At 74.2% G+C, this 20,171-nt stretch carries 24 protein-coding genes; 4 read left to right on the forward strand and 20 right to left on the reverse strand.

Features of this window, described 5'->3' with window-relative positions; translation table 11 throughout:
* Positions 1 to 3 precede the first annotated feature (3 nt).
* The 7 genes from JE024_RS02840 to JE024_RS02870 form a co-directional block, all read right to left on the reverse strand.
* Entirely contained in the window at positions 4 to 2,016 is a 2,013-nt protein-coding gene (locus JE024_RS02840; RefSeq protein ID WP_205372039.1) for an alpha/beta fold hydrolase, read from the reverse strand.
* Positions 2,013 to 3,797, reverse strand: a complete 1,785-nt coding sequence (locus JE024_RS02845; RefSeq protein WP_205372040.1) for an N-acetylglutaminylglutamine amidotransferase — start codon at positions 3,795 to 3,797, stop codon at positions 2,013 to 2,015. Before JE024_RS02845 ends, JE024_RS02840 begins: the two co-directional genes overlap by 4 nt.
* Positions 3,798 to 4,262: 465 nt before the next feature.
* Positions 4,263 to 4,487 (reverse strand): DUF6479 family protein, encoded by a 225-nt coding sequence (locus JE024_RS02850; RefSeq protein ID WP_205372041.1) that lies wholly within the window; start codon positions 4,485 to 4,487, stop codon positions 4,263 to 4,265.
* Positions 4,488 to 4,964: 477 nt separating this feature from the next.
* Complete coding sequence (locus JE024_RS02855) at positions 4,965 to 5,339, reverse strand: STAS domain-containing protein (protein WP_205372042.1); 375 nt, start codon at positions 5,337 to 5,339, stop codon at positions 4,965 to 4,967.
* 159 nt (positions 5,340 to 5,498) lie between these two features.
* The gene (locus JE024_RS02860; RefSeq protein ID WP_205372043.1) at positions 5,499 to 5,777 is read right to left on the reverse strand and encodes a hypothetical protein; all 279 of its coding nucleotides are present in this window, start codon (positions 5,775 to 5,777) and stop codon (positions 5,499 to 5,501) included.
* Positions 5,778 to 6,087: 310 nt separating this feature from the next.
* Complete coding sequence (locus JE024_RS02865) at positions 6,088 to 6,639, reverse strand: DUF6328 family protein (protein ID WP_244882556.1); 552 nt, start codon at positions 6,637 to 6,639, stop codon at positions 6,088 to 6,090.
* Positions 6,640 to 6,858: 219 nt separating this feature from the next.
* Positions 6,859 to 8,532, reverse strand: a complete 1,674-nt coding sequence (locus JE024_RS02870) for an FAD-binding oxidoreductase (protein WP_205372044.1) — start codon at positions 8,530 to 8,532, stop codon at positions 6,859 to 6,861.
* Positions 8,533 to 8,573: 41 nt separating this feature from the next.
* Here JE024_RS02870 and JE024_RS02875 point away from each other — a divergent pair, with 41 nt between their 5' ends.
* Entirely contained in the window at positions 8,574 to 9,227 is a 654-nt protein-coding gene (locus tag JE024_RS02875) for a TetR/AcrR family transcriptional regulator (protein WP_205372045.1), read from the forward strand.
* 111 nt (positions 9,228 to 9,338) lie between these two features.
* Here the strand turns inward: JE024_RS02875 and JE024_RS02880 are convergent, their stop codons facing one another.
* From JE024_RS02880 to JE024_RS02930, 11 genes are all read right to left on the reverse strand, one after another.
* Positions 9,339 to 9,749, reverse strand: a complete 411-nt coding sequence (locus JE024_RS02880; protein WP_205372046.1) for a hypothetical protein — start codon at positions 9,747 to 9,749, stop codon at positions 9,339 to 9,341.
* A gap of 50 nt (positions 9,750 to 9,799) precedes the next feature.
* Entirely contained in the window at positions 9,800 to 10,123 is a 324-nt protein-coding gene (locus JE024_RS02885; RefSeq protein ID WP_205376342.1) for a gas vesicle protein K, read from the reverse strand.
* 60 nt (positions 10,124 to 10,183) lie between these two features.
* A complete protein-coding gene (locus JE024_RS02890; protein ID WP_372449758.1) occupies positions 10,184 to 10,384 on the reverse strand; it encodes a gas vesicle protein in 201 nt (66 codons plus the stop codon).
* A gap of 29 nt (positions 10,385 to 10,413) precedes the next feature.
* Entirely contained in the window at positions 10,414 to 11,211 is a 798-nt protein-coding gene (locus JE024_RS02895) for a GvpL/GvpF family gas vesicle protein (RefSeq protein WP_205372048.1), read from the reverse strand.
* Positions 11,204 to 11,671, reverse strand: a complete 468-nt coding sequence (locus tag JE024_RS02900) for a gas vesicle protein (protein ID WP_244882557.1) — start codon at positions 11,669 to 11,671, stop codon at positions 11,204 to 11,206. Before JE024_RS02900 ends, JE024_RS02895 begins: the two co-directional genes overlap by 8 nt.
* A gap of 60 nt (positions 11,672 to 11,731) precedes the next feature.
* Entirely contained in the window at positions 11,732 to 13,021 is a 1,290-nt protein-coding gene (locus tag JE024_RS02905) for an SRPBCC family protein (protein ID WP_205372049.1), read from the reverse strand.
* Positions 13,014 to 13,658 carry a hypothetical protein gene (locus JE024_RS02910; protein WP_205372050.1) on the reverse strand — a complete coding sequence of 215 codons (645 nt, stop codon included), beginning with the start codon at positions 13,656 to 13,658 and terminating at the stop codon, positions 13,014 to 13,016. The genes JE024_RS02905 and JE024_RS02910 overlap by 8 nt, the downstream gene beginning before the upstream one ends.
* 46 nt (positions 13,659 to 13,704) lie before the next feature.
* On the reverse strand, positions 13,705 to 13,962 hold the full coding sequence (locus tag JE024_RS02915; RefSeq protein WP_205372051.1) for a gas vesicle protein GvpG: 258 nt from the start codon (positions 13,960 to 13,962) through the stop codon (positions 13,705 to 13,707).
* Between the two features lie 75 nt (positions 13,963 to 14,037).
* Positions 14,038 to 14,751, reverse strand: a complete 714-nt coding sequence (locus JE024_RS02920; RefSeq protein WP_205372052.1) for a GvpL/GvpF family gas vesicle protein — start codon at positions 14,749 to 14,751, stop codon at positions 14,038 to 14,040.
* 3 nt (positions 14,752 to 14,754) lie between these two features.
* Entirely contained in the window at positions 14,755 to 15,204 is a 450-nt protein-coding gene (locus tag JE024_RS02925) for a gas vesicle structural protein GvpA (protein ID WP_205372053.1), read from the reverse strand.
* A gap of 67 nt (positions 15,205 to 15,271) precedes the next feature.
* Positions 15,272 to 15,583, reverse strand: a complete 312-nt coding sequence (locus JE024_RS02930) for a gas vesicle protein GvpO (RefSeq protein WP_205372054.1) — start codon at positions 15,581 to 15,583, stop codon at positions 15,272 to 15,274.
* Between the two features lie 441 nt (positions 15,584 to 16,024).
* Here JE024_RS02930 and JE024_RS02935 point away from each other — a divergent pair, with 441 nt between their 5' ends.
* The 3 genes from JE024_RS02935 (at position 16,025) to JE024_RS02945 (ending at position 19,091) form a co-directional block, all read left to right on the forward strand.
* Complete coding sequence (locus JE024_RS02935) at positions 16,025 to 17,152, forward strand: glutamate--cysteine ligase 2 (RefSeq protein WP_205372055.1); 1,128 nt, start codon at positions 16,025 to 16,027, stop codon at positions 17,150 to 17,152.
* Between the two features lie 263 nt (positions 17,153 to 17,415).
* A complete protein-coding gene (locus JE024_RS02940; protein ID WP_205372056.1) occupies positions 17,416 to 18,291 on the forward strand; it encodes a lysozyme in 876 nt (291 codons plus the stop codon).
* Positions 18,292 to 18,389: 98 nt separating this feature from the next.
* Positions 18,390 to 19,091 (forward strand): HAD family hydrolase, encoded by a 702-nt coding sequence (locus JE024_RS02945; protein WP_244882559.1) that lies wholly within the window; start codon positions 18,390 to 18,392, stop codon positions 19,089 to 19,091.
* 136 nt (positions 19,092 to 19,227) lie between these two features.
* Here the strand turns inward: JE024_RS02945 and JE024_RS02950 are convergent, their stop codons facing one another.
* Positions 19,228 to 19,641, reverse strand: a complete 414-nt coding sequence (locus tag JE024_RS02950) for a DUF3618 domain-containing protein (protein ID WP_205372057.1) — start codon at positions 19,639 to 19,641, stop codon at positions 19,228 to 19,230.
* Positions 19,638 to 20,051 (reverse strand): phage holin family protein, encoded by a 414-nt coding sequence (locus JE024_RS02955; protein WP_205372058.1) that lies wholly within the window; start codon positions 20,049 to 20,051, stop codon positions 19,638 to 19,640. Before JE024_RS02955 ends, JE024_RS02950 begins: the two co-directional genes overlap by 4 nt.
* Positions 20,052 to 20,171: the final 120 nt, after the last annotated feature.

The raw sequence follows: 20,171 nt of genomic DNA on the forward strand, positions 1-20,171 counted from the left end.
CCGTCAGCGGGCCTCCGCCCCGGTGAGGTGGCGCTGCATCCAGTCCCCCGCCGTGCGGCGGAACAGCCGCCGGGTGTGAGCGTGCCGGAAGTCGTGGCCCTCGTCGGGCAGGACGAGCAGCTCCGCGGCGAGACCGCGGCTCTGCGCCGCGCGCACGATCTGCCGGGACTCCTGCGGCGGCACGTTGGTGTCGTGCTCCCCGTGCACGGCCAGCAGCGGCACACGCAGGGCGTCCACCCGGCTCATCGGGGAGAGCGCCCGCAGCAGTTCGCGGTCGCGCTCGGGGTGGCCGTACTTGTGCGCGGCGGACTCGGCCAGCCACGGTTCGGTGCCGTCGAAGAAGGTCCCCAGGTCGGACATGCCGCAGACGCTGATGCCGGTGCGGAACAGCTCGGGGTGGTGCACGAGGGACGCCAGGGTCAGGTAGCCGCCGTAGGAGTGGCCCATGACGGCCAGTCTGGTCGGGTCGGCGAGGCCGCTGGTGACGGCGTGCGCCGCGCAGTCGGCGACGTCGTCGATGGCGGCGAAGCGCCCGGTGCCGAGGTCCGCGTCGACGAACGACCGGCCCCAGCCGGAGGATCCGCGCACGTCGGGGGCGAAGACGTCGAGGCCCCGGCCGAGCAGCTCGTGGTAGAGCGGGTCGAAGACGGGCCGCTCCTGCTCCTCCGGTCCCCCGTGGAGATGGATGACGCAGGGCGCGGGCTCGCCGGGGCCCCGGCCGGGGGCGCGGTAGTACCAGCCGCCGAGGCGCAGGCCGTCGCGGGCGGACGGACGCTGCGGGGTGGGCCGGACCGGCGGCCGGCCGGGCGGGACGGCGTCCGCGTCGCGCGAGGACCACGGGGTGCGGGCGGGCGGGGCCGCGTGGGGCACCAGCCAGATGCCCGGCCGCCGCTGGGAGCCGGAGAGTGCCAGCAGCATCCCGGACGGGCCCGCCGGGGCGACCCGGGTGACGACCTCGTGCTCCAGGGAGATCGGGCGGGGCGGTCCGTCGCCGTTCAGCGCGAGGGTCTCCAGCTCACACGCCCCGGCGGTGTTCCAGGACACGGCGGCGCGGTGCCCGTCCTCGGGAAAGGCCAGCAGGTCCATGTCGGAGTCCTCGCGTGCGGCCGTCACGGACAGCCCGGCGGGCTCGCCGTGCTCGTCGAGGGCGAGTGCCATCAGGGCCGCGAACTCGCGGTCGTGGTCGCTGCGCAGCCAGACGGTGCGCCCGTCGGCCGAGAACCGGCCGATCCACGGGTCGCCGTCGGCGACGGCCAGCGTGCAGGTCGCCCTGCGGCCCGCGGTGTCCCAGACGACGGCCCGGCGGCGCCCGCGCGGGCCGCCGCGCAGCAGCGCGAGCCGGCCGTCCGGGGTCAGGTCGCAGACGCGCAGGGTGGCCGCCTCCGGCTCCGCCGCCAGGAGCACGGGCGAGCGGGTGCGGTCCGGGTCGATCAGATAGGCGCTCAGCCGCCCGGCGGGCGCGCCGGCGGGATGCCGTGCGCGGCCCTCGGCGGCGTGCGCGTCGTCCAGCAGCACGGCGGTGCCGTCCCGGTGGGCCCATGCCTCGTCGGCCCGGCTGCCCGTCGTCTCGGCGGGGGCGTTCTCGCCGACGGGCTCGGCGACGGTGACGGCGAGGGCCGATCCGTCGCGGGTCCAGCATCCGAGGTGGGCCGAGCTGCCGGGCACGGCGCCGGCGACCTCGCGGCGGCCGGTGCCGTCGGGGTGCACGCACAGCACCCGGGTGTGTCCGCTGCCGCCCGGGGCGACGGTGTAGGCGATCCAGCGGCCGTCGGGCGACCAGGACACCTCGGTGACGGGCTCGGGGTTGGCGTCGAGGAGCCGCGCCTCCCCCGTGCCGGGCGGCCCGGCCCACAGCCGGGGGACGCCGCCGCGGTCGCAGATGAACGCGACCTGCCGGCCGGCCGGGTCGGCCGAGGGGTACCAGCAGCCGTGTGCCGTGCGCGACGCCGTGTCCCGTCCGCCCGCCGTGTCGGCGAGCAGGGCGGGTACGGGGGCGCCGGACGCGGCGGGGGTCATCGGATCCCGTGCGTCTGGAGCCACATCTCCAGCAGTGCCACCTGCCACAGGGCGTTCTGGCCCCGGTGGGTGCGGTGGTCGTCGGGCCGGCTGAGCAGGGCGGCGACGAAGTCCTCCCGGTAGATGCCGCGGGAGCGGGCCTCCGGCGCGGACATCGCCTCCTTGACGCGTGTCAGCACCGGGCCGGCCATGCGCCGGATCGCGGGCACGGGGAAGTAGCCCTTGGGCCGGTCGACGACGTCGCGGGGCAGGACGGTGCGGCCTGCCTCCTTGAGGACCCCCTTGCCGCCGTGCGCGAGTTTGAGCTCCGGCGGACAGGCCGCCGCGAGCTCCACCAGCTCGTGGTCGAGGAACGGCACCCGGGCCTCCAGGCCCCAGTCCATGGCCATGTTGTCGACCCGCTTGACGGGGTCGTCGACGAGCATGACGTGGGTGTCGAGGCGCAGCGCGGCGTCGAGGGCGGTCTGCGCGCCGGGCGCGGCCATGTGGTCCTCGACGAAGGCGCCCGACACGTCGTGGCCGGGCAGCACGCCGGGGCGCACGATGCGGGCGAGTTCGGCGTGCGGGCGGTCGAAGTAGACCTCCGCGTACCGCCGCGGTTCCTCCTCGCGCGCCGCCTCGGCCATCGCCGGGTACCAGCGGTAGCCGGCGAACACCTCGTCCGCGCCCTGTCCGCTCTGGACGACGCTGACCTCCTTGGCGACGCGTTCGGAGAGCAGGTGGAAGGCGACCACGTCATGGCTGGTCATGGGCTCGCTCATGGCGGCGACGGCGCCGTCGAGGGCGGTGGACACCCGGTCGGACGGCACCATGAGCTGGTGGTGGTCGGTGGCGTAGCGCCGTGCGACGAGGTCGGACCACGGGAACTCGTCGCCCTCCTCGCCGCCTTCGGAGTCGAAGCCGACGCTGAAGGTCGCGAGGCCGTTCTGACCCTCCTCGGCGAGGAGGGCGACGATCAGGCTGGAGTCGAGGCCGCCCGAGAGCAGGACCCCGACGGGGACGTCGGCGACCATCCGGCGGCGCACGGCGGTGCGCAGCGCCCGGAGCACGGCGTCGCGCCAGTCCCGGGCGTCCATGCCGGCGTACTCGGCGCGCCGGGTGTAGGACGGCTGCCAGTAGAGGTGGTCGCGGTGGGTGCCGTCCGGTTCGACGACGCGGACGGTCGCCGGGGGGAGTTTGCGGACGCCGGTGAGGACGGTCCGGGGAGCGGGGACGGTGGACTGCCAGCTCAGGTACTGGTGCAGGGCCACCGGGTCGAGCGAGGTGTCGACGCCGCCGGCGGCGAGCAGGGCGGGCAGCGTGGAGGCGAACCGCAGCCGGCCGGGGCTCTGCGCCAGGTAGAGCGGCTTGATGCCGAGGCGGTCGCGGACGAGGATCACCCGGCCGGTGTCGCTCTCGACGATGACGATGGCGAACATGCCGACGAGGTGGTCCACGAAGTCGGTTCCCCAGTGCCGGTAGGCCTTGAGGATCACCTCGGTGTCCGAGGTGCTGGTGAAGCGGTGTCCGAGGCCGCGCAGTTCGTCGCGCAGCTCGCGGTAGTTGTAGACGCAGCCGTTGAAGACGCCGGTGAGGCCGTTCTCGGAGTCGGTCATGGGCTGGGCGCCGCGCTCCGACAGGTCGATGATCTTCAGCCGGCGGTGGCCGAGGGCGACCGGCCCCTGGGACCACAGGCCCCGGCCGTCCGGGCCGCGGGGCGCGAGGCGGTCCGTCATCCGCTCCACCGCCGCCAGGTCCGGACGTCCTCCGTCGTAGCGGATCTCGCCGCTCAGGCCGCACATGGTCCACCCTTTCCGTCACCGGTCATCCGTACCGTGGGCATCGTGCCCGGCGTCCCCGTGCCGCCCCGGGAAGAAACGCCGTGACGCGGCCGTCGGGGAAGCGGCGCCCGCGCGCCGACCGGGCGCCCCGCACGGCCTCGGTCCGGCCCGGGAAGCGGGGCGTCTCCCTTCGGAGTGCCCGGATCGGCCTGATCCACGCCCGAGGCCGTGCGCCGGGCGCGCGGCGCACGTTCCGGCGCGCCGGAACGCGCCCGCTCACGGGCGGTCGTCCGGGCCGGGTCCCGCACGCGGGCGGTCTTCGGGCACGGCGTCCGCTTGCGGACCGCCGCCGCTCCGGATGCCCGCATACGGGCGGACGCCGGGCCGGGCGCCCGCGCACAGAGGGGTGTCGAGCCGGACACCGGCTCACCGGCCGTCGTCGCAACGGGCGCCGCATCACGGGCCGTCGCCGCGACGGATGTCCGCTTACGGGCGGTCGTCCGGGCCGGGCGTCCGCCAGGAGTCCTTGCGGGCCGCGGCGGGGCCGGACTGGTCGGCGGTGGTGGGACGGGGTGCCGGGTCCTTGCGCTGGGCGGCGCGACGGCTGCCGAGCCGGAACGCGCCCAGCAGCAGGGCGACGACCACGACACCCACGATGATCAGAAGGAGCGACGAGGAGCCGCCGGCTGCGAGGGAAGTGGTTGCGATCATGACTGCCGTCTACCCTCCATCGGCCGGGACAGGCGGGCCGGTCGCGGTACCGGGCCGCGAAGGCGGCGTCCGCGGGGGCGGCGTCCGCGACGGTCGCGTCCGTGGGAGCCGCCTCCGCAAGGACCACGTCCGTGGGGACGGCCTCCGCAAGGAGCGCGTCCGTGGGGACGGCCTCCGCAAGGAGCGCGTCCGTGGGAGCCGCCTCCGCAAGGAGCGCGTCCGTGGGAGCCGCGTCCACACGGACGGCCTCCGCAAGGACCACGTCCGTGGGGACGGCCTCCGCAAGGAGCGCGTCCGTGGGGACGGCCTCCGCAAGGAGCGCGTCCGTGGGAGCCGCCTCCGCAAGGAGCGCGTCCGTGGGAGCCGCGTCCACACGGACGGCCTCCGCAAGGACCACTTCCGCGGGGGCGCGGCGGCCGGGGCCGCCGCGCCCCGCCGTGGGCGGCCGGGTGCGTGCACGGGCGGCGGCCCGCCGGCTCATGCCGCCCGGGCCGCCGGCGGCTCGGCCAGACTCGCGCACGCCCGCTCCACGCTCGGGTGCACGGGGATCGACGCCTCGCCCCCGGTGAGCGCGAGCAGGCGCCGGACCTGCTCCGGCGGCGAGACGAGCGCGAAGGCGCCGCCCCCGTCCAGCACCGCGCGGCGGTAGAGCCGCAGCAGGGCGTTGAAGCCGGAGGAGTCGCAGAAGTGCACCTCCCCCAGGTCGAGGACGAGCGCCGTGCCCGTCCCGACGGCGTCCAGGCCCCGCCGGTAGAGCAACGGGGCGGTCTGGAGGTCGAGTTCGCCCCGCGCGGCGAGCACGACGCAACCGTGCTCGTGCCGGACGAGTTCGATGCTGACGGAACTGTTCATTCAAGGCCCTTCCGCCCGAGATGACGCGACACCGGAGTCCGCGCGCCCCGGCGCACGCCGGGGCACCGCTCGGCAGTCGTCTACCTCGGTCCTGATGTTCCACACCTTCGCGGGCGCCCCGGATGCACACGGCGGGCCGCGCCCCGGGTGCCGGCGGGCTCAGCGCCCGTAGCGGGTCGGCGGGAAGGGGTCGCGTTCCCCCCGGCCCTGCGCGGTGGGCATCTCGCCGTTCCCCACCTGGCGTTCGACCTCGGCCCGCGCCTCGCGGTACACGGTGTCGGAGTCCTCGGGGGCCCTCACGGTCAGCCCGGCCTCGCGCCGGTCCCGCAGCGTCCGCCGCTCCAGCTCCGCCTCGTCGGGCCGCCGGGGCAGCCCCCGGCCGTGGCCGTGCAGCGGGTCGCTCCCGACGTCCCGGTTGGGCTTGTGGTGATGCGCCATGCGTCCGCTCTCCTCACCGGGCCCCGGCCGTGCCCGGGCGCCGTCCGTCCGTCGTTCCATCGTGCGCCGCCCCCGGCCCGACCGCGCGGGCACGGCTCCGGCCTGCGCAAACGCGGCGCGGATGTGCGGGGACAGGCGGGACGGCGGAGACGGACGGAGACGGACGGGGACGGACGGGGAACACGACGGCGCGGCGACCGGGCGTGACGGTACGGGCGCGGCCGGTCAGCGGTTCCGGCGGCCCGGTCCGCCGCGAGGTCACGGCGGCCGGTCGGCCGTTCCGGCGGTGGTCGGTCGTTCCGGCGGCCGGTCAGTTGTTCCGGCGGCCCGCCTTGAAGCGGATGCGTACGGGGATGAGGACCCAGCAGACGGCGAACCAGAACATGACGGTGCCGACGAGCGCCGCGGCGGCGGCGCCGGGCAGGACCACGTCGAGTATCAGCATCAGGGTGCAGCCGATGGTCAGGGCCAGCATGACCATGCCGCAGGCCATGAACCGCCCGGCGGCCTCGACGACTTCGTGCTTCATCCGCAGCCCGGACAGGAAGCGGTGCATCGCCACGGGCGCTATCAGCGCGGCGGTAGACGAGGCGCCCAGCACGACGGTGACCACGTACAACCCCCGGTCGAAGGGGTCGAGTTCACGGAAGAGCGGGGTGAAGGCGACGCTCAGCAGGAAGCCGAAGAGGATCTGCACGCCGGTCTGGGCGACGCGGGTCTCCTGGAGGATCTCGTTCCATCGGCGGTTCACCCGCTCGTGCGGGCTCTCCGGATGGTCGCGGTCCGCACCGTCGTCCCCGGCGCCGGGGGCGTGCGGCTCCGCGCGCCGGGTCTCTCTCTCCGGGTGGTCTGTCATGGTCATGGGGTCCTCCTCCAGGTGTCTCAGCGGATACCCGGACCCCCGCCCGGTACGCCCTCCCGGTACGCCCTCCCGCCGTCGCTCACCGGCACTCCCCCGCCCGGCACGCCCTCCCGCCCCCGCTCACCCCGTACTCCCCGGGCCGGTACGCCCTCCCCACCTCCGCCCACCCGTGCTCCCCCGCCCGGCACGCCGTCCCCGCCCGCGCCCGCCGTCACGCGGTCACCGGTACTCCCCCGCCGGCTCCGGACCGGCCGCGTCCGGCGGCGCGTCGACGAGGACACCGGGGTTGAGGATGCCCGCGGGGTCGAGCGTCCCCTTCACCGCCCGCAGGGCGGCGGCGAACAGCTCGGGGCGCTGGCGGTCGTACCAGGGCCGGTGGTCGCGGCCCACCGCGTGGTGGTGGGTGACCGTGGCACCCGCGCCGATCAGCGCGTCGGACACCGCCGCCTTGATCTCGTCCCACTGCTCCACCGTCCGGCCCCAGGTGCCGGCGGCGTAGACGCCGAAGTACGGTGCCGGGCCGTCGGGATAGAGATGGGTGAAACGGCAGGTGACGACTCCGGTGACACCGGCCCGGCGCATCGCGTCCCGGGCCGCGTCGTCGACGGCGGCGCGGACGGCGTCGAAACGGTCCCAGGTGCAGGCGGTCTCGAAGGTCTCCACGATCATGCCCTGGGCCGCGAGCGCGTCGCGCTGGTACGGCATCCTGAGGAACGAGGAGCGCCAGGTGTCGGCCGCGGTGCCGCCCCCGGGCCGCTCCCCGGCGTCGTCGGCGACGCGCAGCGGCTCCGCCGGGGTCCCGCCGTGGTCGCGGCAGATCTCCAGGGCGCGTTCGGCCCAGGCGGTGACGGGGTGGTCCGCGGACTCGAAGCCGAGCACCAGGACGGACGTCGGGGAGCCGGCGTTGAGCAGGGCCTCCATCGGGTCCAGGAGACGGCAGTTGGCGGGGTTCAGCCCGGACTGGGCCAGCGCCCGCACGGCCTCCACGCCGTCCTCGTACCGGGCGAAGCCCACCGACGCGCCCGCCCGGTGGCGGGGGCGGTCCTGGAGGCGCACCCATGCCTGGGTGATGACGCCGAGGGCGCCCTCGGAACCGAGGAACAGCCGGTCGGGGGACGGCCCGGCGCCGGAGGCCGGCAGCCGGCGGGACTCCACGGCACCGGACGGGGTGACGACCCGGAGCGATTCGGTGAGGTCGTCGACATGGGTGGGCCCCGTCGCGAAGTGGCCCCCGGCCCGGGTGGCCAGCCAGCCGCCGAGGGTGGAGAACTCGAACGACTGGGGGAAGAAGCGCAGGGTCAGGCCGTGCGGGCGCAGTTGCCCCTCCAGACCGGGGCCGAGGACACCGGCCTGGACGAGCGCGGCCCGGCTGGTGCGGTCGACGTCGAGGACGCGGTTCATGGCGGTGAGGTCCAGGCTGACGGTGCCCCGCCAGTCGCCGCCGACACGCGGTTCGACGCCGCCCACCACCGACGAGCCGCCCCCGAAGGGCACGACCGCCACCCGGGCTCCGGCGCACCAGTCCAGCACCTGCACGACCTCGGCCTCCGACGTGGGGCGCACGACGAGGTCGGGGACGTGCGGCAGCCGGCCGAGCAGCGCCCCGACCACGTCGCGGAAGGCCTGCCCGTGACTGTGCGCCAGCCGGTCCCGGACGCCGTCGGACACGAGCGGCGCCAGCGCCCGCGGGGCCCGGACACGGCTCGCTCCCACCCCGAACGCCTCGACGGGCGGCGGCCGGTGCACGGTCAGGTCCGCGCCCGGCAGCAGCTGGGCGACCCGCCGGGTCAGCGCGTCGCGCTCCGCGCCGGTCACCGCGTCCTCGACGTTTCCCCATCCCCACCAGGAGCGCGTCCCGCCTCGCACGATCCGTCCACCGCCGATCTGAACCATGGGTAAATTACCGAGCGGTCAATCTGGCATAGGATGGCGCCATGAGCAAGGAGGAGAGGGCCGGCGGGCGCGGTGGTGCGGGCACCAAGGGCATGCCCCGCCGGGAGCGCGAGCTGCTGATCCTGGACGCGGGGGCCGAGGAGTTCGGCACCAAGGGGTACGCGGGCGGTTCCACGGCGGTGGTGGCGGCGCGCGCGGGGATCAGCAAGCCCATGATCTACGAGTACTTCGGCTCCCGGGACGGCCTCTACCGGGCCTGTATGGAGCGGGCGGGCTCCCGGCTGGTCGCCGCGGTGGCGTCGGCCCAGGACGGTTCACCGGACGCGGGGCGCGCGGCGCGCACCATGGGGGCGCTCTTCCGGGCGCTCGAATCCCGCGTGCACGACTGGGACCTGGTCCACGACACCACGCTGCCCGAGGGGAGCGAGCCGTACGCGGCGGCCGCCGTGCACCGGCGGGAGCTCAACCACATGGGGGCGGCGGGTGTGTCGGAGGTCCTCGGCGCCGCGGCGATCACCGAGCCGCTCGACGCGGACCTCGTCACCCATCTCTGGTACGGGACGGTGGGCGCGGCGATCCGCTGGTGGCGGCACCACCCCGAGCAGACCGCCGAGGAGATGACCGCGCGCTTCGGGCGCGTCACCGCGGCCCTTCTCGCACCGGCCGGTGGCGCCGGAGGTCCCGCGAAGGGGTGAGGGGCGCGACGGACGCCCGTCGGCGGACGGCGCCGGACACGGCGACGGGCGGGGCCGAGGGTCCACCCCTCGGACGTCCCCGCCCGGCTGCCGGCACAAGGCACCGCGTCGTCAGATCCGGCCCCGCGAGAGCCGGGTGATCGGGCCCATCTGCGGCTTGGCCGTCGAGCGGCCCACGGCGAACGCCGCACCGGCCACACCCGCGACACCCGCCGCCGCACCCGCGGCGATGGCCTTGCGGTTCTTGATGACCGTCCACGCGGTGCCCGCGACCGCGGCGACCTTGGCCGCGTTGGCGGTCACCGCCTGCTGCCCGCTCTGTATCCCGGCGGCCGCCATACGGGAGACGCGCTGCGTGGCGTCGCCCGCCGACTGCGCGGTGGCGGCGGTGGTCTTCTTCGCCTCCTTCGCCGTGCTCTTGGCGTCCCCGGCCGTCGTACGGGCCGCCGACGCGGTGGACGCCGCCGCCTTCTTGGCGGTCGTGGCGGACGAATTCCTGGTGTTCTTGCTCTCGGTACTCATGATGCTCCTTCTGTCCTGTCGCTCTGCGATGAAACGAAATTGACGCGTTCTCAGTTGTCGCGCGGCAGCAATGACCCCAGCGGGCCGAGATCCAGATTCAGGTCGTCCATCGTCAGGCCGTACCGGTCGCACAGTTCTTCCATGCGGTCCTGGAGAATCATCAGCGTCATACCGATGCGTTCCTCCTGGTCCTCGCTGAGGTCGCCCTGGTCCACCCGGTGTATCGCGGTGCGTTCCATGAGCTGGCGCAGCAATTCGACGATGGTGAGGACCAGTTTGATGAGATCCCGTTCCACGGTGTCGGGGTCCGTCGCCAGCCGCTGGTGCAGATTCGCGTTCCCGTTCGCCTTCCCGCTCGCGGGTCCGGCGGCCATGGTCACGGCATCGCGGACATGGGCGGCGAGATCGCCGGCGGTGGTTTCTTCCGGCATGGTTCAGAGCTCCTCGGGATGCGACCGCACGGGCGCGCAGAGGGGTGCGGGCTCGTCGGACGTGATGGAGCGGATGACGGCCCGGAGATTGATGTGCACCAGGTCGACGTCGGCGATGCTGAGGACGAGGTCGCCGGTGAGCACCGCCCCGCCGTTCAGCAGCCGGTCCAGCAGGTCGATCAGCGCGATCTGCGGCCCAGGCACGGGCTCCGTCCCGTCTCCGCCGTACACGGTCATACCGCCGCCCCGCCCGTGGCCGCCTCGGTCGCGAAGGAGTACGGGGCCCACGGCCCCGTCACCTCCAGGGCGACACCGGGTGTGTCCCCCGCGAGGGCGCCCACCTCCGCGCGGAACCGCTCCGCCTCGGAACGCGGCACCAGATAGGCCTCGTTGGCCACGTTCTCGCCCCGGCCGCCGGACCACTCGCCCTGCTGGGGCCGGTGGACGCTGCGGGCCGACGCGATCGCGCTCGCCAGCCGCGCCGCGGCCTCCGCCGTGGCGGCCGCGGCGCGGTAGCTGTCCTGGGTGGAGCGCCGCGCGGCCCGGCGCCGTTGCAGATAGGCGCGGCCGGGGCTGCCGGCCTCCCCCTCCGGGGGCTCCGCCGGCGCCGGTGCCGCCTGCGGCACCGCGTACACCTTGACGCCCAGTTCGACGTGTCCGTCGAGCATGCGCAGCAACGCGTCGAAGGCGGCGTGGCGTTCCTCCAGCACGGCGGCGACGCGTGCCTCGTCCCGGTACACCGTGGCCAGCCGCATCGGCAGCACGGTGGTCTCGGCGAAGGCGGTGTCCACCACCGTGTGGTGGGCCCGGGCGACGGCCTCCAGCCTGCCCAGGTCCTCCAGCTGCGCCGCGAGGCCCTCCTCGCCGAACCGCTCCCGCGGGACGGCGGAGACCAGCGCGGTCAGCCCGCGGTGGCTGCTGACCGGCCGCAGGGCACCGCCGTCGACGCCGGCCGTCAGCGACGTCACCCGGTCCAGGGCGTTCCCGTCGAAGCCGACCACGTAGACGTACAGGAGCGGCTCCTCACTCATCGCCGCTCCTCTCCCGCGACCCGCGGGACGCCGTGCCCGGGGCGGACTCCGCCGGCGCGGCCTCCCGCGGGGCGCCCGCGTCGGCGTCCGCCGGCGGCAGCCCGGCCGTCTCCCGCAGCCGGGCTATCTCGGCCCGCAGCCGCTCGTTCTCCTCGCCGAGCGAGCTGTCGGCGGCGGGGGCGCGCCCCGGCGGAACGGCGCGCGACGACAGGGAGGGATCGTGCTCCCACCAGTCGATGCCCATCTCCTTCGCCTTGTCGACGGAGGCCACCAGGAGGCGGAGCTTGATGGTCAGCAACTCGATGTCGAGCAGGTTGATCTGGATGTCGCCCGCGATCACGATGCCCTTGTCGAGGACCCGCTCCAGGATGTCGGCCAGGTTCGCCGTGGATCCCTGGCCGCCGTAGGACGGCGCGGTGCGCGGAGGGGCCGGCATACGACCGGCGAGTGAATCGGACACGTTGTCATCCCTGTCTTCCGGGTCTTCCGGGTCTTCCGGGTCTTCCGGCCTGCTCCCGGCTCACGCCCGGGCGCGGGCGGTGCGCCGGCGGCGGGAGGAGCGGGGAGCCGGCTCCTCGTCGGCCTCGTCCTCGGGGGCGTCCTCCTCCGGGGCCTCGTCGGCCTCGTCCTCGGGAGCGTCCTCCTCCGGGACCTCGTCGGCCTCCTCCTCGGGAGCGCGGTCGTCGTCGGCCGCCTCGGCGTCCTCGTCCTCGTCCTCGTAGGGCTCGTCGGCGTACTCGTCCTCATAGGACTCGTCCGCCTCGTCGGCCTCCTCGGCCTCGTCGGAGGGCTCCTCGTACTCGTCCTCGACGTCCTCGACGGCCTCTTCGTCCTCGGGCTCGCCGGGCTCCCCGGACTCGTCGTCCTGCGCCTCGGTCTCGTCCTGCTCGTCGTGCTCGTCGTGCTCGTCGGTGTACTCGCCGGCTTCGTCCTCCGGTCCGTACTCCTCCTCGCCCTCGGCCTCCGCCTGCTCCCGCTCGACGGCCTCGTCGTGCTCGACGACCACCTCTCCGTCGCGGATCTCGCCGCGCCAGCCGTCGGTGGCCTCACCGCGCATCATGATGAACTTGCGGTAGAGCTTGAGGTCCAGCCGGGCCCGGCGGCCCTGGGCGCGCCAGATGTTGCCGGTCTTCTCGAAGAGCCCCTTCGGGAAGTACTCCAGCACCAGCAGGACCCGGGTGAGGTCGTCCGTGACGGCGTGGAAGGTCACGACGCCCTTGACCGTCCCCTTGGCGCCCTCGGTCGTCCAGGTGATGCGCTCGTCGGGGACCTGCTCGGTGACGTTCGCCTTCCAGCTCCGGGTGGACTTGGCGACCTTCACCTTCCAGTTGCTGGTGGTGTCGTCCGCCTTCTCGACGCTCACCACGCCCTTGGCGAACGTGGAGAACTCCTGGAACTGCGTCCACTGGTCGTACGCCTCGCGCACCGGCACGCCGACGTCGATGTCCTCGACGATGGTGACGCTCTTGGACTTGCCGCCGCCCGACTTCCGGCCCTTGCCGAACAGGCCCTTGACCTTGTCCTTCATGGTGTCCTTGACGTGGGAGGCCGCCGCGCTCATGGCGGCCTGGGCGGGGGACTTCCCCTCCGAGAGCGCCTGGCCGCCCTTGGTGAGGCTCTTGAGGGCGCCGCCGGCGCCGTCGCCGGGCTGGGCGAGCTTGCTGACGCCCTCTCCCAGGCGGTGCCCCAGCCGGGTGACCGTGTGTTCGGCGCGGGCCCGGAGGTAGTTCTGGAGCTCGTCCTTCAGGCGGTCGGCGGCCGGGCTGCCCAGCACGTCGTTCCTGACCTTGCCCAGTGCGGAATCAGGCATTGCCGTCACCGCTCTTCTTCCGGGCCGGCGCCGTCCGCTTCTTCGCGGTGCCGGCGCGCGAGGAGGCCGACTTGGCGGCGCCCGACGCGGCGGAGCCCGTCCGCTTGCGGGCGGGGGCGGAGGCCTTGCGGGCGCCGTCCGAGCCGGAGCGGGCCTGCTTGGCGGGGGCGCGCCGGGCCCCGGAGGACGCGGCGCGCTTCTTGGCGGCGCTCGCCCGTGCCGGTGTCCGGCCGCCGCCGTCGCCCGCGTCGTCCCCGCGGTCCTCGGCGTCCTCGGCGTCCCTGACGTCTTCGGCCCGGTCCGCCTCCTCGGGCTCCTCGGCCTCGTCGCGGCGGTCGTCCGGCGCGTCGAGCGCCTTGGTGCGCTGCGCCAGGGAGTCCGCCAGGCCGGTGGCGCGCTGGGTGAGCGCCTGCGTGGCCGCCGACTTGGTCGCCTCCACCAGCTCCTTGCGGACCTGGTCGCTCAGGCCGCCCAGGGCGGGCGTCTCGGCGATCAGCTTGCCGATCCGCCGGGGATCGAGGTCGAGCTTCTTGCCGGCCAGGAACATGCCCAGCCCGATGGCCATCTTGGCCTTCTTCGTACGCCCCAGCAGGTATCCGCCCACCAGAGCCACGGCTATCTTCGCGTTCTTCGTCATGCTGTGTGCACCTCGGTCTCTCCCCGCCGTCGGTCGCTGTGCTCGGTCATGTGGTGCCGCCGCTCCCCTGCCGGTGGTTCTCGATCTCCTCCAGCCGGTCGAGCAGCTCGTCCTCCCGGCGGTCGTACTCCTCCTCCGAGATCCGGCCGCTCGTCAGCTCGCGTTCGAGTGCGGCCAGTTCCCGCATCACGGGCTCCGGGTCGTAGTACTCCTGCTCCGCCGCCGTCAGCACCTGGTCGACGACCCAGGCGGTCCCTCGGACGGGGGCCAGCGGGAAGGTCACGATGCTGGTGATGAGGCCCATGGCTCTCCCTTCCGCCGGGAGCGTGCCGGCGTGCCGCCGGTGCTCGCGGGCGTGTGGACTCCCGGAGGCCGCGCGTCAGACGAAGCTGTACGGCGGCAGCGGTCCGGTGAGGGTGAACGTGTAGGCGTCCCCGCGCAGGTCGGCCTCGCGCTGGACGGCGCGGGCGAAGGCCTGCGCGTCCTTCTCGGGGACGAGGAACGACAGGCTGGCGATGTGGTTCGCCGCGGCCTCGCCGACCGACACCCGCTTCGCCGACGGCGCCAGGGCCGCGGTCAGCAGCTCGGCCTCGGCGCTGCGGCGCGCGGACACCTCGTGCGAGATGACCTCGCCGAGCGCCACGCGCTCGTCGTGGGCGCCCGGGTCCGCGATCGTCCGCTCGCGGAGTTCGCGCACCTGCTGGGACTCGGTCACGATCTCGCGCAGCAGGTCGTCCTCGTCGCGGGCGACCTTGACGTTGTACTCGACGTGGCCGTCGAGGTCCGCCAGGCGGGCGCGGTAGGTGTCGTCCCCCGCGTCCAGGGCGGTGGCGACCTGGTCGTCGTCGGGGGCGAGGAGCCCGAACCGCATGGGAAGGGTGGCGCCGTCGGCCATCAGGGCCTCCAGCACGCCCTGGTGGGCCCGGACGTCGCGGCGCTTGGCCCGCAGGCCCTCGGGCGCGTCGCTGACGACGGCGGTCAGGGAGCCGGTGCGGACCGCGCGCAGCGGTGCGGCGGGCTCGCCGACCCCGTGGACGCCGTCGAGGCGCAGGGGGTGGTCGGCGGCGGTGATGCCGTAGACGTAGGTGGACACGGGCTACTCCTCGCGACGCTGGGCGGACTGACGGCTGGAGGTCGACTTGCGGGCCGTGCGCTTGCGCGGCTGCTCCTCCTCGGGCTCCTCGCGCTTGCCCTGGAGGGAGTCGGTGAACGCCTCGACGGCGCCGGTCAGCGCTCCTTTCGACTTCCCTTTGGCACCGCTCTCGGTCATGTCGCCGACGAGGTCGGTGAGCTGGCTGGGCGCCTTGCGCCCAGCCTCCAGGTCGAGGCGGTTGCACGCCTCGGCGAAGCGCAGGTAGGTGTCCACGCTGGCGACGACGACCCGGATGTCGATCTTGAGTATCTCGATGCCCACCAGGGAGACGCGGACGAAGGCGTCGATGACGAGTCCGCGGTCGAGGATGAGTTCGAGGACGTCGTAGAGGTTTCCGCCACCGCCACCACCCGTGCGGGAGGGGGCGGCGCTGCTCTGCTGGACGATGGTCATGATGAGCTCTTTCCGTTGATCCGTTCCGGGCGCCCGGTCCCGTGGGGGCCTCGGGCGCCCGCCTGATTCAGCGGCGGTCTATCTGGCCCCTGGCGTATCGGCGCACGCGTTCATAGGCGACGAGTGAGCCTTCCGAGTCCAGTTCCACGTGGTAGGAGGCCATGACGCTCATGGTGTCCGGAACCCTTTCGAGTTCGAGCACTTCCACGTCGGCGGACCACCCGTTCTCGTTGGCTTTGATGGCGGAAACCGCACCCACTTCGCATTGCACCAGATCGGCGAGTTGTTCACTTGCCTGCCGCATCACGGCCGGAAGACTCAGGCGTTTTCCGGAGCCTTCCCGGCCGTTGCTTTCTCTGCTGTCATCGCTTGTGCTCATGATCTCCGCCCGTCACGCCGGAATTCCCTGAGAAAATTTCTTCGTCCGTCATCGACGGCTGCGCTTCGCCTGCCCGAGGGGCCGGGACGTATGCATGGACGCCGTAATCCGGCAAGGGCGTTGTGATCGGCCTTTCTTGAGCGCCGCGCCACCGGCTCTTGAGCGCCGCGACACCGGGCGGATCCCGTCGCGGCGCCGCCGGCAGGGCGGGATCCGCACGCGGGGCACGCACGTGGGCTCCTGCCGCGACGGGGGAGACACGGCAGGAGCCCTGCCATCCGTCTGCCCCGGCCGTCGCGGCTCACACCCCCGATCCGCGCCGGGTTCCGACGCGTTCCCCTCGGCCTCCCGCCGGCTTGCCGCCGCCGGCCGGCGGCGCTGGATCGGGCGGTGGCGGGTAGGCGGTAGGAAGAAGAGACCGGACGGCCGGAAGCAGGCGGTATGCGAAGCGTGGGTGTGGAAGAGGAGCTGCTGCTGGTGGACGCGGACAGCGGCGCGCCTCTGGCGGTCTCGGGAGCCGTGCTGGCCGCGGCCGACCGGAAGTCCTGGCAGCCCGGCGGGCCGGGTGTGCAGGATCACCGGTTCGAGTCCGAACTCCACAAGGAGCAGCTGGAGTTCGCGACCCGACCGGTGACGGAGATGGGCCGGCTCCAGGAGGAGATCAGCCGCAGCCGCCGGGAGGCGGCCCGGCACGCGGACACCGTCGGCGCCCGGGTGGCCGCGCTGGCCACCTCCCCGCTGCCCGTGCAGCCGTCGCTGAACACCGGTACGCGCTACCGCTGGCTGGGCGAGCAGTTCGGCTTGACCACACAGGAGCAGCTCACCTGCGGCTGCCATGTGCACGTGTCGGTGGACTCGGACGAGGAGGGGGTGGCCGTCCTCGACCGGATGCGGCCCTGGCTGTCCGTGCTGACGGCGATGAGCGCCAACTCCCCCTTCTGGCAGGGCCAGGACAGCGAGTACGCGAGTTACCGCAGCCGGGTGTGGAACCGGTGGCCGTCGGCCGGGCCGGTCGACGTCTTCGGCTCCGCCGACCGGTACCACGAGCAGGTGGACGCGATGGTGGCGACCGGCGTCCTGCGCGACGAGGGGATGATCTACTTCGACGCCCGGCTCTCCGCCGCCTACCCCACCGTGGAGGTCCGGGTCGCGGACGTGTGCCTGGACGCCTCGACCCCGGTCCTGCTGGCCGCGCTCGTCCGCGGCCTGGTCGAGACGTCGTCCCGCGCCTGGCAGGAGGGGGTGCCGCCGGCCAGGGTCGGCACCGGGCTGCTGCGCCTCGCCTCCTGGCGGGCCGGCCGCTCGGGACTCGACGGCCCCCTGCTGCACCCGGAGACCATGCGCGAGACCTCCGCCGCCGACGCCGTCCGGGCGCTGTGCCGGCACGTCGGCGACGCGGTGGCCGACCACGGCGACGACGAGCTCGTCCGGGAGGGCGTGGCACGCCTCCTGGAGACCGGCAACGGCGCCCGCGTCCAGCGCCGCCTGCTGGCGGAGGAGGGGAGCCTCGGCCGGGTGGTGACCCGCTGCGCCCTGATGACGACGGGTGGCCTCCACCAGCCCCGCTGACACCGGTCCCGGGGCGCGGCGGTCTCCGGCGCCCGCCCCCACGGCCCCTCCGGCGGTGGCGTCCGGCGTGCCGGGCGTGAAAGTTACCGGCGCGTCCGGCCGTCTTCGCAGCTCCGGGGAGACGCCAGAGGTCTGTACCGGCGGGAGTTCCTGGAAGCCCTTTACGCCTCGCACGGCCCATGCGTTACTCGTGACGTGTCCATGACCCGACGCGGTCGGCCGGGCACCCCCTCACGTCCCCCCACCCCCAGCCGGAGGCAGCCATGTCCTTACCCCGCCGCGCATCCGTCCGCCGTGCAGGGACGAGGGCGCTCACGCTCCTGGGCGCCCTGTCCGCGACCACCGCACTCCTCCTGACGGGCGCGGGCACGGCCGCGGCCGCCCCGCCGCCCGCCGGCGAGACCGTCAGACCGGGCCAGGCCTGGATGGGCGCGGGCACCCGCATCGAACAGCCCGCCGCGGGCCGCGCGGCCGTGACCCCCCTCGACACCAGCGGCGTCCAGGGCATCGACGTCTCGCACTGGCAGGGCGCCATCAACTGGAACTCGGTCAAGGGCGCCGGCATCGACTTCGCCTACATCAAGGCGACCGAGGGCACCACCTTCAAGGACTCCCGCTTCAGCGCGAACTACCTCGGTTCCTACAACGCCGGGCTGGTCCGCGGCGCCTACCACTTCGCCCGGCCGAACGCCTCCAACGGCGCCACCCAGGCCAACTGGTTCGCCTCCAACGGCGGGGCCTGGTCCCGGGACAACCAGACGCTGCCCGGCGTCCTCGACATCGAGCACAACCCCTCGGGGGCGATGTGCTACGGACTGTCGTCGGCCCAGATGCGCACCTGGATCAACGACTTCCACGCCACCTACAAGGCGCGCACCGGCCGTGACGTCGTCATCTACACGACCGCGAGCTGGTGGAACTCCTGCACCGGGAGCTGGACGGGCATGGCCGCCAAGGCGCCGCTGTGGATCGCCCACTGGGGTGTCAGCAGCCCCAGCATCCCCGCCGGGTTCCCCACGTGGACCATCTGGCAGTACACGGCCACCGGCCGCGTCGCCGGTGTCTCCGGGGACGTCGACCGCAACAAGTTCAACGGCTCGATGAGCCGTCTGCTGGCGCTGGCGAACAACACCGCCTGACCGGCTGCCCGTGCCCGTGTGGTCCGGCCCGTGCCGGGTACCCGGCACGCGGCGCCCGCTCTTCGGGGCGCCGCCATCGGACCGGAGGTGACGGGCACATGGAACAGGGCAGCGTGATGGACACACCGGCGGCCGGGGGCCCGCACGGGCGGGCCGCGGTGTTCGACGTGGACGGAAGCCTCGTCGACACCAATCATCTGCACGTGGTCACCTGGTGGGAGGCGTTCCGGCAGGCCGGCCACCGGGTGTCCACCCACGCGATCCACCGCGCGATCGGACTCGCCTCGGGCGATCTCGTCGCGCATCTGCTCGGCGGGGAACGGGCGCGCGAGGAGGCGGACGCCGTCTCCGCGGCCCACAAGGCCCTCTACGGCCAGTACCTGGAGCGCCTGGCCCCGATGCCGCACGCCGGGCGGCTGCTGCGGCGGCTGGCCGGCGACGGCTGGAAGGTCGTCCTCGCCACCTCGGCGGGCGGCCACGAGCTGTCGGCGCTGCGCCGGGCCATCGACGCGGACGACGCCATCGCCGGGACGGCGAGCGCCGACGACGTCTCCGAGGGGAAGCCCGCGGCCGAACCGGTCGAGCGGGCGCTGGAGCTCGTGGGCGTCGCCGCGGAACACGCCGTGTTCGTGGGGGACACGGTGTGGGACATGCGGGCGGGCCGCAACGCCGGGGTGCGGTGCGTGGGCCTGCTCTGCGGGGGCATCCCCCGGGCCGACCTGGAGGACGCGGGCGCGGACTCCGTCTTCGACGACCCCGCGCACCTGCTCGCCTCCCTGACCCGGGACCCGGCGGGGTGAACCGGGACCCGTACGCGGCACACGGCCACCCCGGCGGAGTGAGCCCGGACCCGTAGGTGACACACGGCCGCCCGCCCCTCGGTCGAGGGGCGGGCGGCCGTGTGGCGCGGTTCCCGCCGGGAAGCGGGCACGGGTGTCAGCAGAACCGGCCCCGTGACCTGCGGGAGGCGCGTGACCTGCGACCCAGCAGCAGGGCCAGCGCGAGCACGGCGACGCCCGCGCCGACGACCACCGGCTTCCGGTTGCGGTTCGCCGCGGACACCGCGTGGGACGCCGTCTCGCGCACGGGCTCGGGCGTGCCGTCCCTGGCGGAGCGCAGCAGGACGGCCGCCTTGTCCTGCGCGCGGTGGGCGGCGTCGGCCGCCTTCTCCTTGGCCGCGGCCGCCTTCTCCTGGGCCTGGGCCTTCACGTCGGCCTTCGCCGCCAGCGCCTCGACCGTGCGCCCGAGCTCCTCGCGCGTCCCCTCGATCCGCTGCCGCAGCTCCTCGGGGGTGGCGTCGTGCCCGTCGTCCCCCGGAGTCTGCGGCGGCTGTCCCGTCTGCCCTGTCATCGGTGCGCACTCTCCTTGATCTGTGCGATGTCCGCCTGGACACCACGGACGGCCTGCTGGGGAGCCATGGGCGTGGCCGCGCCGACCTCCTTCCTGCCCAGCGCCGCGAGGACGCCCGCGACGACGAACAGGACGGCGGTGACCACCAGGGCGGACAGCCACAGCGGCCACACCAGGGCGAGGGCGATCACCGCGGTGGCGACCAGCGCCTGGAGCGCGATGATCCCGATCAGGCCCGCGCCGCCGAAGAGCCCGCCACCCCTGCCGAACCGCTTGCCCTTCTGCTTCATCTCGGCCTGTGCCAGCGCCAGCTCCTCGCGCAGCAGTCTCGATATCTGCTCGGACGCCTGCTTCACCAGCTCGCCCACCGGCTCCTGGTGTTCGGACGTCCTGGGGTGGGATGAGTCCATCGCTCCGCTCCCTTTCCGGCCTTCGTGGCGTCGTGGCCTGTTGGGGCGCGAGTACCCGAGGTCGCCCGTGACATGCGTCGCGTGACCGCGCGCCGGGGCTCTCCGGGCCGCCCCGGCCGC

This window comes from Streptomyces zhihengii, from assembly GCF_016919245.1.
GTDB lineage: Bacteria > Actinomycetota > Actinomycetes > Streptomycetales > Streptomycetaceae > Streptomyces > Streptomyces zhihengii.